The following is a 15,199-nucleotide window of genomic DNA, read 5'->3' as shown; positions in this document are numbered from 1 at the left end:
GGGACAAATGCTCTGACCCCAATGTCCCACCGAAAAAAGGACTCTAACTGTCGTTTAGACGGTTAGAGTCTTTCTGTTTGTTTATGCAGATTTTCTTCGTCGATAGATTGTAATGGCGGCTGCCAGAACAATTAGAGCAATTCCGATAGCCAACAGATTAAAGATATTTGTCGCTGTTCTTGGAAGTTTGCTGCCTTTTCCAGAATCTGAATCTGTTCTTTCTACACCTGCTGATGTTTCTTTATCTTCTTTACCAACCGGTGTACCCGGAGTTTTATCTTTGTCCTCCCCGTCCTTTGGATCTTCTGCACCTTCCTCAACTTCTACGGTATACGTGTTCGTAATATCATAGCCGTTGACTGTTGTTTCGTAATCTTTCACCGCTTCTTCTTCAATGGTGTAAACATATGTCGCACCCTCTTCGTCAAACGCTGGAAGATCGGTGAAGCTGTATTTCCAGTCGTCTGTTACCGTTACTTCTTTCGTATCGATGACGACATTATTCTGTAAAAGATGGACTGTGATGGATTCCGGCCGCACTTCTTCGCTGTCACCAACCCATGTTTTCACACCTTCTACATCAATCGTACCGACACGGAGGTTCGTTATGTTATAACCATCAATGATTGTTTCATATCCTTCTACCGGGACTTCTTCAATCGTGTAGATAATCTCTTTACCAGCACTGTACTTCGGCAAGTCTGTAAATTGATAGCTCCAGTCTTCTGCCTCCGTCGCATTCATGCTCGCAACAACTTCACCGTTTGCCAAGAGATCAACTGTAATCTCTTCCGGTCGGTCATTCGCTTGGTTGTCACCATCGAGCCACGTCTTCTCACCGGAAATAGTAATGGTTTCTGGTGTGTAGCTGTTTGTAATGATGATGTTACCATGATTTTCATCATTGATTTCTGTATCATACTCCGGTACTTCTGTTAATTCTTCTACAGAGTAGACAATCGTTTCGCCTGCAGCTTTCTCGTCAAGCTTAGTCCAAGTATGCGTCCAGTTATTCTCTTCTGATAATTCAACAGGGTCACCAACCGGCTTACCATTGGCAGTTAGCTGAACTTCGATAGCATCAAGTCGCTTGCCATCTTGGTTACCAGCATCATCCCAATGCTTTGTTACAGTTACTGCGGTCTCGCCTGGTGTGTAATGGTTTGTAATATCATAACCATTGATTTCTTGCGTGTAATCCGTGACCGTATTTTCTGTAACCGTGTAAGCAATTTCTTCGCCGTTATCGTATTTCGGTAGATCTATAAAGCTATAGCTCCAGTTATCTTCTGCTGTTACTTCTACAGAATCAAATTGATTGCCATTTGCTAAAAGATTGACCGTGATTGAGTCTGGGCGAACGCCGTCTTGGTTGTCAGCATCATCCCACGTTTTCGTGCCGGTTACTTCGGTTAGTTCTGCTGTATGGCTGTTTGTAATGTTAAAACCATTAATTATCGTGTCATAGCCTTCCACCGCATCTTCAGTGATCGTGTAGACAATTTCATTACCATTTTCGAATTTCGGTAAATCTGTAAATTGATACTTCCAATCGTCTGCCTCCATCACGATAGCTGTTTTAATTAATTGATCGTTGCCGTATAGATTCACAGTAATCGAGTCTGGACGAATTCCATCTTGGTTATCGGCGTCATCCCACGTTTTAGTCCCACCGATATTGATCTTTTCCGGTGTATGGCTATTTGTAATAATGATGTTCCCACTATCTTCATCATTAACTTCTATCTCATACCCTGGTAAATTGGTTAATTCTATTATAGAATAATCAATTACTTCTCCTGCTGCTTTTTCATCGAGTTCTGTCCATGTGTAAGTCCAGTTATTCTCTTCTGATAATTCAACAGGGTCACCGATCGTATCACCATTTGCTGTTAACTGTACTTCGATAGCATCAGGGCGTTTGCCATCTTGATTATCTTTATCTTGCCAATTTTTAGTAACCGTGACACTTGTCTGTCCAGGTGTGTAATGGTTTTTAATATTATAACCATCAATTTCTGTTGTATATTTGTCTACTGAGTTTTCAGTAACGGTATATACAATTTCTTCACCGGCATTATATTTCGGTAAGTCTGTGAAGCTGTATTTCCACTTGTCTTCTGCAGTTACCTCAGCAGAATCAACTTGCTCACCATTTGCTAGTAAATTTACAGTGATGGAATCTGGACGTTTACGATCTTGGTCGTCACCATCATTCCATGTTTTTGCTCCAGAAACTTTAGTTACCTCAGGTGTGTAGCTGTTTGTGATGATAATGTTACCGTGATCCTCATCATTCACTGCCATATCATATTCCTCTAGTTCTGATATTTCTTTTACGGAATACTTGATTGGTTTTCCATCACTATTTAATGGTAGCTCTGACCATGTGTGAGTCCAATTATTTTCTTGCGTTAACTCGATTGGTTCACCAAATGATTCGCCATCTGCCGTTAATTGTGCTTGAATGCTTTCTGGACGATTACCATCCTGGTTATTCGCATCATCCCAATGCTTCGTCACAGTGACTACTGTTTCTTCTGGTGTGTAGCTGTTCGTAATATTATAGCCGTCAATTTCTTGAGAGTAATCTTCTACCGTACTCTCTGTAACGGTGTAGGTAATTTCTTTTCCAGCTTTATATTTTGGCAAATCTGTAAAACTGTACTTCCAATTGTCTTCTTCTGTTACTTCAACAGAATCAAGTTGCTTACCATCTGCTAAAAGATTTACCGTAATAGTTTCTGGGCGATTACCATCTCGGTTATTGGCGTCATCCCATTTTTTTGTGCCTTCTACATTAATTAATTCCGGTACATGGGTATTTGTAAGCTTGAAATCAAATGGATTTTCTTCATTAACTTCTACTTCACTTTCATAACCCTTAACAGCTACTTCCTCGATTGTGTAGGTGATTTCATTCCCTGCACGGTCTGTTGCTGGTAATTCAGTGAATGCACCTTCCCAGCTGTTTTCTGCATTTAGAGTTAATTCAAGATCTGTTTCCTCATTATTTGCAAGCAGTTTCACTTTGATAAAATCAGGACGCAAGCCGTCTTGGTCATTTGCATCTACCCATTCCTTATTCACAGAGACAGTTACTTGTTCAACCTGATATTCGTTTGTAACAGTTAAGCCATCTCCTGATATTGTCTTCTTAAAATTGTCTGGAACCTGAACTTCATCAACCGTGTAATCATATACCTTTCCATCAATATCTGTTACATCTAAATCAGTCCAAGTATATTCTGTTTCTCCATCTTCTAAGGTAACAGGTTCACCATAGGCTTCCCCACCTCTATATAATTGAAGCTGGATAGAATCTGGTCTAACGGATTCTCCGTCCTTCCATACCTTAGTTCCAGTTATATCTGTTTTTTCCTTTGTATTCTCAAAATCTACTTCAAAAACTTTTTTGTTGTTACCATATGGTTCATCCACGTTCATTTCTATTTCTTCATTTGATAAAACATATCCATTTGGTGACTCCACCTCTATAAGATAATAGGTTCTAAGAGGCAAGTTACCTATTTCCAGAACACCATTTTCTGTAGTGAATTCATCTCCAAATTGGACTCTTTCACCATTTAAGTCAAACTCAAGGATAAAGGTAGCTTCATTATTTGCAATTACTTCTTCTTCCTCAGAGTCTACCTTTGTAACCACAATTGCTCCTCTTTTTGGGTTAAATTCTCCGCCTACCCAAGAAAATTCTCTTGCACTTATACGTTCAGATTCAACCGTTTTTTCATCGATGCCAGTTCCTTTAAAACTAGCAGTATTGTTAACTTCACCATCTGTTTCTGTTACAACAGTTGTGTAGTTTAACACTAAGGTCTCTTCTAGATCATCTAATAATTTGATTTCTAATATGGTCTCGTCATTCTCATTTACGGTTACTTCAAGAGAGTAATCTTCGCCTTTCACTAAAGTGGGTTCACCCAATTTAGTGATTTTCAGACTGTCTTCAACGTAAACTAATCCGGGACTTATCGTATCTGTAATGACAACATCCTGCAAGATAGTTGATAGACCTTCATTCACAGTAACTTGCCAGTCAATTTCCTCTCCGGTGAAAACTTGATTACCGTCCAGTCCAATCGTTCCTTTTTCCAGGAATCGATTATGTTTGTCATAATTAACCGTTCCTGAGTAAAGATATTCATCCCCGCCAACTTTAACTTTTGCGTTGTTTGTGTATTTTGGTTGCGAAATATTTGGAACTGTTGTTGTAAATTCGATGACATATCTTTCTTTTACTTCAAAATTATCATTAAATGTTAAAGTGAACTCATCACCTTCAACGGTAACTGTATAGTCATCTATCACAGGTCCTGTAATGTTTGTTCCACCATTAGCAGCTACCTCATAGACTGATACTTTGATACTGTTTGGATCAATCGTTCCTTCATAAGCCAATGTATCTGTAATGACAACACCCGGTCCAAGGTTTTGCTTTTGGTAGTTCGTATATAGCTGCCAAGCAATTTTTCTTTCTGAACCACTTTGCCAGCCATCAACCAGGTTTCCTTTACTGTCTTTGCGGACACGTTGGCCTTCTTTTTTACCACTGTTCCAAGAATCTTCTCTCACTGTTGTTTGTGCATCTCTCTCTACTGTAAAATCATTATTATTTACAGTTTTTCCGATGAATGTAGCTTGGTTTTTATAAATTCTCGCTTGGTTTTCTTCACCTATATGCGGATCTGGATTATGACCTTCAACTTCTAATTGTGGATCATATGACGTTTTATACGTTATATTAACCTGAGCATTTAACGGTAAGCTATCTCCAGAAAATTCAAGTATAAATCCCTTGTGATAGCCAGTCTCTTCCCCCTCTGTATTTGGCGATAAATTATAATCTATACCTTCTTTAAGAGTTTGATTTCCAATGGTTACTTTTAGTGTTTCCGGTAACAGTATCAACCCTTTGTTAGGAAAGGTGTCAACTATTTTTAATTCAGCTATATCTTCTCTTATTGGATTAACTGTAAGATTCCAATCAATAGTTTTCTCATTATAATCTATCCCACCAAATTTTTTGGCAAAGCTATTTGCTGGGGGCGTTATTTCATGATTATCACCAGGTGTACCTTCACCGATGCCATCACCTTCCATAAAAGCGGCATTGTCAAAGTTATCGATCTTAAAGTTTTCAATTTCAGTTGTATAGGTAATTTTAATATGTTTGTCACCAATATTTCCTAAGTCTATTCTAACTTTCTGTTTTCCATCATCTGCATCTGAAATTGTTATACTTTCAGCCGTAATTTCATTTCCTTCTTCATCTTTTATAAGAATATCATCTTCAGAAATGTTCAATCCCGCTGGAATCAAATCGGTTACAACAACATTATTTACTGGATGTTTCGCTTTATTAACATCAATCGTCCAAGTAAGTGTTTTATTGTCATAATCTACATTGGAGTTTCCTGATTTTTCAAGGAGTGACTGTCTCGAATACTCTACCTTCGCATCATCTTCCCCTATTTTCATTTCTCCATCGTATAATTCAGTGTGATTCGTAAATTCATTGTCAAGTTGATAATCCCCATCATTAATTTTTGACCAGTCGATATTTGTGCTAAATGTAATTTGATAAATTTCATCAGATCCTACTTGACCTAAATTGATTGGGAACTTCTCAGCACTTCTTTCTTCTATCCAATTCCAATTGCTATTAAACTTATGAACTTTTATAGATCCTTCTACTAAACTCAATTCATCTGGTAGTTCATCCCTTACAATTGCCTCATCAATCTCACCACCAGATTCATTAACTATAATCGTCCAGTCTATTTGTCCAGTTTTATCATTATACACTCCACTTTTTTCTATTGGATTGCTTCGCTCAAGTCCACCTACAGTTGCCTCCGCATGTAATTCCGAACCTTCATAAGAAAACAATGCGTCATTTGTAAAACTATCAATCGTATAATCTTCTATCGTTGTTGTATATTGAATTCTATAACCTTGGTATGGTGCTATATTTTCAAATTCAATATTAAATTTATTGCCATCCACTTGCGGATTTGCATTAAATTCATCACCAACGCGCTTATCTCCATTCAATCCAACAGATAATTCATTGATAACAAAATCTCTTGGTACACCTAAGCCATCTGGAATAACATCCTCTAAAGTTGCATTTGTTATTGGTTCCTCATGGTCATTCATAATATCGATTGTCCAAGTTATTTCTCTTGCATTCAAATCTCGATCAGGATGACCTTCTTTTGTGATAGCACTAATATCCCCTTTTGGTTTTGCAATGACCGTAAGTGTTTTATCACTTTTATCATTAAAATGGATCTCTTGTATTGTATTTTCTTGGAATTTTTCTAAATTAAATTGTAAATTTAAACCTACAAAGCCGTTTTGAACAGCACTATCTTCAATATTTTCATTAAAGACAAATCTAAGTTCGCCATCAATAATACTATACTCTCCAACATTTACACCGTCAGTTATTATTGGTTGATTTGTTATATTAACCTGTTTAAATATGTCCGGAAGCTGCATCGATACGGTGTCACCGCTTTTAGCATGGTTGTCTGTTTCCCAATGAAATTCTATTTGGACTACAGTACCGTCATCTATATCAATGATAGAACCGTCTTCTATCTCATTACCATCAAATGTAAAGCTTTTAAAGGTAAAAATATTCTCCAATTCAGCAAACGTACCAGCTGTTCTTTCCTTCTCCTCTTTCTTTTCTGCTGATTTATCTTCTGAATCTTTTTCATCAGTAAGTTCTTCATCTTCCACATTTGCTATATCTTGCTCAGTGGAATCCTCTTCAGATGTTTCTTCGTTTCCCACTTCCTCTGAAGCTTCCTCGTCTTCTTCAAGAGTTTCTTCTACCACATTAACCTCCTCTTCAGGATTTGTTGTAGATTCATCTTCCTCTTCAGCAACTTCTTCTGAGCTAACATCTTCACTTTCCACATGTAGCTTCGTCGCCTCCACAACAAATTCTCCCTTAGCGTATGGATATTCTTCCGTTGCTTCCTCGAAGGTTACCACTACGGTATTGTTTGTTGTAGCTGCATATTCCCCAATATCCACTCCCTCTTTCGTAAGAAGTCTTCCTGTTTGATTCTCATCTATTGACAGATCATCAGAAAGTTGAAGCGAGTCCGTGTTTCCTGGTTCAATCTCTAGATGTTCGATGGACCAATTAATTTGTACGTCGACCAATTCAACTGTTCCATGCCAGGAATCCTGTTGTTCGCCTGTCTCTTCGGCCACAATACCGGTAAAGACAGAGTCATTATAACCTGTTGCAAAAATCTGGCCCGGATAAGCAAAACTGCTTAGCAAGGTTTGAAACAGTAACATTACTGCGAACAATATACTGATTCTACTGCCCATTTCCCTAGACATTCCTCGTACCCCTTTCCCTTCATTTTTTACCAAACCTAAGTATAGATATGCTTTCTAAACAAAAACTATACAATTCTTTTGAAGGCCATCGAAATTATTCGAATTATGAGTACAAGGAACTATCTTGGCGGTGAGTATTTAATGAAAAACCTTTGTCCTTTATAGAGAACGGTCTAACAGCTTATTGTTCACATCAAAAAAAGTCCCAACTCCTAAAGAGCTGGGACTCCAAATCTTCCTTATTATATACTTTCTTCCTTTCACTCAGCACACTTCACCCTCCTTCCGCACCTGTTCCACCAAAACAAGTGATTCTTAACGATAATCCATAAAAAAAGGAGCCTCTCGCTCTGCAGCGACGGTTCCTCCTATTTAATGACTAAACGTTTAAATTTATTAGATATATGAAATAAAAATGATTGCTTTGGTATGGTGCGTTCATCCAGGACTAGCTGGGGTGCCGGAAGCGGTTGTAAGCTTTCTCTGTAATATTTTAGTTTCCCGTAGTAGATTAGTTTGTTTTCCAATGATTTCCGGATATCATACGGTGTTATAAAGTAGGTCGGCTTTTCAAAATTGAATTTCGCTGAATCTTGGACTACAGTCGCCACAAATTGGGAACAGAATAAGGCAGAACGCCGTTTTATTTTAACTCGGAACAGAACACCGAACAATCCGATGAAATTATAACGATATTCATGCTGCCTCATCTCTATCTCTTGTATTTTCCTCACCATCGTTCGGTATTCTTCTTCACTGACCGTTTGTGAATAAACGGCACAGTTCGCGTTTGCCATGAAGTCACTCGTTATATCCTCTTGGACAAACCCACCAATAAATGGATTTTTAGGCCGTTTCCTACCAAAACTATATACTGTTGTAAAATCCTTCGTAAAGGATATGGAGACATGATTCAAATCCCGCCTTGTAAAGAAGTTGATCACTTTTGCTAAACTGGTTCCCGTATCTGTAAATAGAAAATAAATCTCTCTTTCTTTCATTATCATTCCCCCTTTCTTCAGTCCATATAAAGAGGCGAGCTACAATCTACTATTACACAAAAATCATTTTTCGCCAAGTTCTTTTTTTAACCATTTTATTATTTTTTTCGGGTACTTGTTCAATCCCTGTTAAAATGCGTAAGACAAGCGATTTTTCATTGACGAATCCCCTCAAATAACGTAAGCTTACTGTGGATAGTTACGATTAATACGAATCGGGCAGGTTGTTCGTTTTAAACAGCCTGGATTTTTTTATAATGGAGGATTTATATGATTACAGTTACAAATGTCAGCTTACGTTTCGGCGATAAAAAGCTGTTTGAAGATGTTAATTTGAAATTTACTCCAGGTAACTGTTATGGAGTAATTGGTGCAAATGGTGCAGGTAAGTCCACTTTTCTTAAAATTTTATCCGGCGAGATTGAGCCTCAGACTGGAGGAGTGTCCCTTACCCCTGGCCAGCGGCTTGCTGTATTAAAACAGGATCACTTCGCTTACGAAGAATATCCAGTGCTTGAAGTCGTTTTAATGGGTCATAGTAAATTATACGAAGTAAAGCAGGAAAAGGATTCAATTTATATGAAAGAAAATTTTTCTGAGGCTGATGGAATCCGGGCTGCTGAACTTGAGGGCGAATTCGCGGAAATGAACGGCTGGGAAGCAGAGTCTGATGCTGCAATTCTTTTGAAAGGATTAGGTATTGGTGAAAAGCTTCATGATAAGTTGATGTCCGAGCTTGCTGATGATGAGAAGGTTAAAGTCCTGCTTGCCCAAAGCTTATTCGGGAATCCTGATATTCTCTTACTCGACGAACCGACGAACGGTCTTGATATCCAAGCGATTCAGTGGTTAGAAGAATTCCTGATCAACTTTGAGAATACCGTCATTGTCGTCTCCCACGATCGTCATTTCTTGAACAAGGTTTGTACTCATATTGCTGACGTAGACTTCGGTAAGATTCAGATTACGGTCGGAAACTATGACTTCTGGTATGAATCGAGTCAATTAGCGGCACAAATGGCAGCCGACGCCAATAAGAAAAAGGAAGAAAAGATTAAAGAGCTCCAAGCCTTTATCGCTCGCTTTAGTGCGAACGCCTCGAAGTCAAGGCAGGCGACTTCCCGGAAAAAGATGCTTGATAATATTACGCTTGATGATATCCAGCCTTCTTCGAGAAAATATCCATATGTTGCTTTCACACCGGAGCGGGAAATCGGGAATGATGTACTGCGCGTAGAAGGGTTAACGAAGAAAATTGGCGATACGGTCGTGCTTGATAATGTAAGCTTCATCATGAATAAGGATGATAAGATTGCACTCGTCGGCCGTGATGATATTGCGAAAACGACATTGTTTAAAATTTTAATGGGTGAAATGGAACCAGATGCTGGGACATTTAAATGGGGCGTGACGACTTCCCAGTCCTATTTCCCAAAAGACAACTCAGAGTACTTCGAGGGAGTAGAATTGAATCTTGTTGACTGGCTCCGGCAATACTCACCAGAGGACCAAACAGAAACATTCCTTCGCGGCTTCCTAGGGAGAATGCTGTTCTCCGGAGAACAGGCGTTGAAGAAGGCGAAGGTCCTTTCCGGTGGAGAAAAAGTTCGCTGCATGCTTTCGAAAATGATGCTTTCCAATGCGAACGTGCTTCTCTTGGATGAGCCGACAAACCACCTGGATTTAGAATCGATTACATCCCTAAACAATGGATTGATCAAATTTAAAGGCTCCATGCTGTTTACATCTCATGACCATCAATTTGTGAGTAGTATCGCGAACCGCCTGATTGAAATTACACCAAGCGGAATCGTCGATAAACAGATGAGCTACGATGATTATGTGCGTGAGCAAGCATTGCAGAAAGAAATCGATAAAATGTATGCATAAGATGAACGTTCCTCTTTTTATGGAGGGACGTTTTTCGTATTGCATCATACTGAAATAGCGATTTGTGCTCGGATGCTGGGCGCTAGAGCACTACCAATCAACCAAAGAAACAGCATCTGCAGCTGTTCAATTACAAAAGCACCTCAACAAGAAAAAGACATGAACGAAATACACACATATTTCTTCATGTCTTTTTTCTGATTCGCTTAATCTCAAGATACATAGTTTAACCCTAATTTATTACTTAACAGCTCAAGCATTTCCTTCGCCATTTTTTCCAAATCATAATTATATTTAAACCCCCACTCTTCTCTAGCCGCTGTTGCGTCAAGGCGGTTCGGCCAGCTATCCGCAATCCTTTGCCGGACCGGGTCGACTTCATAAGTCATCTGGAAATCCGGGATATGCTGCTCTATCACCTTTGCGAAATCTTCTGGGGCGGCGGAGAATGCTGTAATATTAAATGCGTTTCGGTGAATGAGTTTATCCGGGTCTGCTTCCATTAAATCAATCACCGCCTGAAGCGCATCAGGAAGATACATCATATCCATATACGTCCCCTCAGCAATATAGCACTTATATTTTTTATTTTTCAGTGCTTCATAGAATATCTCGACAGCATAATCGGTCGTGCCTCCTCCTGGCAATGTTTTGGAAGAAATGAGTCCAGGGTAACGAACACTTCTCGTATCAACACCATAACGCTCGAAATAATAGTCCGCGAGTAGCTCTCCCGCCACTTTATTAATCCCATACATCGTGGTAGGCCGTTGCAATGTTTCCTGTGGGGTGTTTTCCTTTGGTGTTTTCGGACCAAAGGCACCGATGGAACTTGGTGTGAAAAACTTAAGATTAAGCTCACGAGCAACTTCTAAGGCGTTTACCAAACCGCCCATGTTTAATCTCCAAGCAAGCCTTGGCGTTTCCTCTGCTTTAAACGATAATATTGCAGCTAAGTGCAGCACCGTATCCACTTGATGCTTTTTCGCAGTTTCATAGAGATGCTTCTCATCCATGACATCTACTATTTCAAATAAGGAATCTTCTGACCCATCTTGCGGTTTCTTAATATCTGTCGCAACCACATTATTTTCTCCATAAAGCTCTCGTAGTTTAATCACCAATTCCGAACCGATTTGGCCGCATGCGCCTGTTACGAGAATTTTTTTCATGGCAAAATTCCTTTCACTCTTTTTCTATATCTATATTCTTCTTATTCAATCATGCCCATCTCTTTACCAATTCTTTTATAAACTTCAATCGCCTCATCAAGCATTTCCTTCGTATGTGCTGCTGTTGGCATATTGCGGACACGTCCAGTACCCCGTGGAACCGTCGGGAAAACAATCGATTTTGCATAGACGCCAGATTCAAACAAACGTTTGCTGAATTCCTGTGTCACTTTCTCCTCACCGATAATGACTGGGGTGATTGGTGTTTCACTATTCCCAATATCAAAGCCTAACTTTTTCAATTCCGCTTTCAAATAAGCGCCATTTTCCCAAAGCTTCTCAACTAATTCATTGCTTTCCATTAATAGTTCGATTGCCTTTGTACTCGCTGCTGCATCTGCCGGGGTAACTGCTGTCGAGAATAAAAACGGACGAGAAGCGACCTTCAACCAATCAATCAGGTTTTGTTTCCCTGCTACATAACCTCCGACAACGCCAATCGCTTTTGATAACGTCCCCATCTGCAGGTCAACTTTATCCTGGAGACCGAAATGTTTTACTGTTCCGGCACCGTTTCCGAGTACACCAGACCCGTGAGCATCATCGACATATGTGATGAGGTCTAGTTCTTCCGCAATCTCCACGATTTCAGGAAGTTTTGCAATGTCCCCATCCATTGAAAAAACGCCGTCCGTTATGACCATAATTTTATTAAATTTACCAGACTCAACCGCTTCCTTTGCTTGCTTTCGTAAGTCATTCATATCCGAATGATTATAGCGAATGATTTTCGCTCGGGAAAGCCGGCAGCCATCAATGATCGAGGCATGGTTTAATGCGTCGGATAAAATAGCGTCATCCTTGTTCATGACAGCCGAAATGGCAGCCATATTACAATTAAAACCAGATTGATAGGAAATTGCCGCTTCTGTTCCTTTAAATGCTGCTATTTTTTCTTCTAACTTCTGATGTAAATCAAGTGTGCCATTGATCGTTCGGACTGCCCCTGCTCCTACTCCATGGGTGTCAATTGCCTCTTTCGACACCACTTTAAGCGTATCGTTCGTTGCAAGTCCCAGATAGTTGTTTGAGGAAAGATTGATCAGCTTTCGGCCGCCGATTTGTATCTCCGGTCCATTTGCTCCTTCCACCGTATCAATTTCATTATATAAACCCCTGTTCTTTAAATCTGCAATATTATCACGCAGAAACTGCTCCAACGCTTTACTAGACATATGAATAAACCCTCCCTAACACAATGATGTATGCGCTTACTTTTCTCTCTATAAGTTTAACATAGACACGAGCAAAAGTTAAAAGCTACCCCGATTTTTTCCTCCAAAAAGTGGAACTTCATTCATTGGGGGTATTACAGACCGTTAATGCGTGATAAACTTCCTGTCACTCTAATCGCATTCACCAAAGGAAATATATAAGTTAAGCACAAAAGGAAAGCAATCCATTTAAATAGATGCTTTCCTTTTTATCTATGTGTTAGTATTCCAAATCTATTACTCTACAATTGTTACGTTAACAGTACGCACACCCCAGTTATTTGCTTCGTCTTTCGATGGGACGTGAACGTCGATTTTATTTCCTTTAATTGCTCCGCCGGTATCAGCTGCAATTGCATAACCATAACCTTCTACATGAACTTTCGTACCTAAGGGAATCACATTCGGGTCTACTGCGATTACTTTAGCGTTCGGATCCTTATTCAAGTCAATGCCAGTGTAAGTAACTCCTGAACAGCCATCACAACTTGCTGTATATGCAGTTGATGTTACGGAAATTGTTTTCCCCTCGGGCTTTTGTTCTTTTGTTTTATTAGATGAATCTTCTGTATTGTTGCTTGTTTGTTGTTCTGGTGCCGGTTGTGTTGCTTTTGCTTCTTCTTTCTCCGCAGCCGGTTGTTCTGCTTTTGCTTCAGGAGCCTCACTCACCGTTTGATCGGCAGCTACACCTTGGATTTCTAATTTCTGACCAATGACAATCAGTTCTGAATCCAAGTCATTCCACTCTTTTAGTTCCTCGAGGGAAACTTGATGTTCTTTTGCGATACTGAGTAAGGTATCTCCTTGTTGTACGACGTAAGTGTTATTTATATATAAAGTTTGCTTTGGTTGAATCACTGTCGTTTTTAAATCATTGACTTGGACAAGTTTGTCAACCGTTGTATTGTACTCATTTGCGATATCCCATAGGTTTTCTCCTGATTGAACTTCGTGCTGTTCTGCTGAAGCAGTAGTTACAGCTGCACTTGACAAGACTAATCCCGTCATTAAAGCCGCTACTATTTTCTTCAAATCAATTCCTCCTTAATTTCTGACAGTCACTATAGTACCACAGGAAAAAGAGGAATACAGTTACAAGAGAATTAAGAGTCCGTGACAGGAGTTACAGTTTTTCTACATAATCGTCTAGGTGTAATGTTATTGAAATATTAGCAGGTGTAAGCATAAACGTATATTACAATGTTACAAAGAAAAGACAGGGAGTATAAAACACCCCTGCCTTTGTACTTACACGTGGAACCACAAAATGGAAATGCTGCAGATAACTAACTATGAGAGTACTAGCCACGTCCACTCTGTAAGAGCACTTGCGCCTTTGTCTTTTAGTTAAATAATCCTTTAAAGAAATTGCTCAATGCTCCGAACATCTCGGAGAAGAAGTTGGCAACTTTTTTCCAGAATCCTTCATCAAGGCCTAGCTCTTCAGCCCGTTCAGCAACACTTTTTGCGATATCCTTTAATTGATCACGCACACTACCGAAATCAATATCCAATTCGCGCATCCGGTCCACTAGGTTGATCAACATTTGTCTGTCTTCATCACTTAAATTAATTTCCAGTCTACTTAATTGTTCCGACACAATTTCTTCTACTTCTTCCCGCGTTACCGGGTTCTGTTCAGCGATCATTTGCTTAATTTCCGTTAAAAGATGAGCGACATCTTCTTCTGAGACGTCTTCATTTTCGGCAAGATCTGTCGCTACAACGAGCTCATCATTCGCAAGCTCCATCCGCTCCTTATCGAGCTCTACCCCTTCCACATCATACGCTTTATAAATACCAGTTAGTGCCGAGTGTCCGGTTACCGCAACTGGCGAGACGACATCGACCGTCACATTTTCAGCACCGGCAGTAAGCAGTGCGTTCTCGTACATTTCACTTGTTACCTTTGTAATGTTTCCTGGTGTCAAGATATTAACGACGAGCCCTTCTCCGCCATTCTCCATCGTAATCAGTGCAGAAGAATACATATTCGCATTTGGGTTCCCGTTAATGTAATTCGCATAATCTTGTCCGGTCACATCATGTTCTTCCACTGCAGCATTCTCACCAAGCTTTAATGCAGCCCGAACTTCCTGACGCTGGGACTCTGAAAGTTTCTCCCCATAAATGAGGATGCTCTCAGATACGGCCCCTGCAGGTGTAGCAAGACTGACCAATAATACTGCTATTAATAGAAGGGATAATATCGATTTTGTTAGTTTTCGCATTGTAAGCACTCCTTTAGTAGAGAAGTTAACTGTCTTCTTCCCTTGCTCCCTATTTACTGAAAGGGAACTTGCACTTATTATACCTTTTCTCTGGAAAAATGAACACTATAAAATAGCCGCCCTCCTATTTTGGATCTTTAAGTAGAACTGGATATAAGATTACTCCATCAAAAAATTCCAGGAATATGGATAGCTAAATAAGGAGATTTAACAACCAGCAATGGCCCGATTAGTTCATGTAA

The 15,199-nt window shown here is 39.6% G+C and carries 7 protein-coding genes; 1 reads left to right on the top strand and 6 read right to left on the bottom strand.

The features are described from left to right. Positions 1-81: 81 nt before the first annotated feature. Positions 82-7,389: a Cna B-type domain-containing protein gene (locus tag GN217_RS00200; protein WP_156854135.1), complete on the bottom strand. Its 7,308-nt coding sequence runs from the start codon at positions 7,387-7,389 to the stop codon at positions 82-84. Between the two features lie 368 nt (positions 7,390-7,757). Then, positions 7,758-8,390 carry a hypothetical protein gene (locus GN217_RS00195; RefSeq protein WP_156854133.1) on the bottom strand — a complete coding sequence of 211 codons (633 nt, stop codon included), beginning with the start codon at positions 8,388-8,390 and terminating at the stop codon, positions 7,758-7,760. Positions 8,391-8,660: 270 nt separating this feature from the next. On the opposite strand from GN217_RS00195, the gene GN217_RS00190 reads away from it, so the two are divergent. Continuing rightward, a complete protein-coding gene (locus tag GN217_RS00190; RefSeq protein ID WP_156854131.1) occupies positions 8,661-10,280 on the top strand; it encodes an ABC-F family ATP-binding cassette domain-containing protein in 1,620 nt (539 codons plus the stop codon). A gap of 212 nt (positions 10,281-10,492) precedes the next feature. Here GN217_RS00190 and GN217_RS00185 read toward each other — a convergent pair whose 3' ends face one another. The 4 genes from GN217_RS00185 to GN217_RS00170 form a co-directional block, all read right to left on the bottom strand. After that, entirely contained in the window at positions 10,493-11,452 is a 960-nt protein-coding gene (locus GN217_RS00185) for an L-threonine 3-dehydrogenase (RefSeq protein ID WP_156854129.1), read from the bottom strand. A gap of 41 nt (positions 11,453-11,493) precedes the next feature. Then, positions 11,494-12,687 (bottom strand): glycine C-acetyltransferase, encoded by a 1,194-nt coding sequence (locus GN217_RS00180; RefSeq protein ID WP_156854127.1) that lies wholly within the window; start codon positions 12,685-12,687, stop codon positions 11,494-11,496. Positions 12,688-12,963: 276 nt separating this feature from the next. Further along, positions 12,964-13,758, bottom strand: a complete 795-nt coding sequence (locus GN217_RS00175) for a 3D domain-containing protein (RefSeq protein ID WP_156854125.1) — start codon at positions 13,756-13,758, stop codon at positions 12,964-12,966. Between the two features lie 311 nt (positions 13,759-14,069). After that, positions 14,070-14,957, bottom strand: coding sequence for a DUF1002 domain-containing protein (locus tag GN217_RS00170; RefSeq protein WP_156854123.1), 888 nt, complete (start codon positions 14,955-14,957; stop codon positions 14,070-14,072). Positions 14,958-15,199: the final 242 nt, after the last annotated feature.

It is taken from the genome of Oceanobacillus sp. AG (assembly GCF_009746545.1).
In the GTDB taxonomy this organism is placed as follows: Bacteria; Bacillota; Bacilli; order Bacillales; family Amphibacillaceae; genus Oceanobacillus; species Oceanobacillus indicireducens.
Note: the sequence above shows the minus strand (reverse complement) of the source record. Positions and strands in the feature narration are given on the sequence as shown.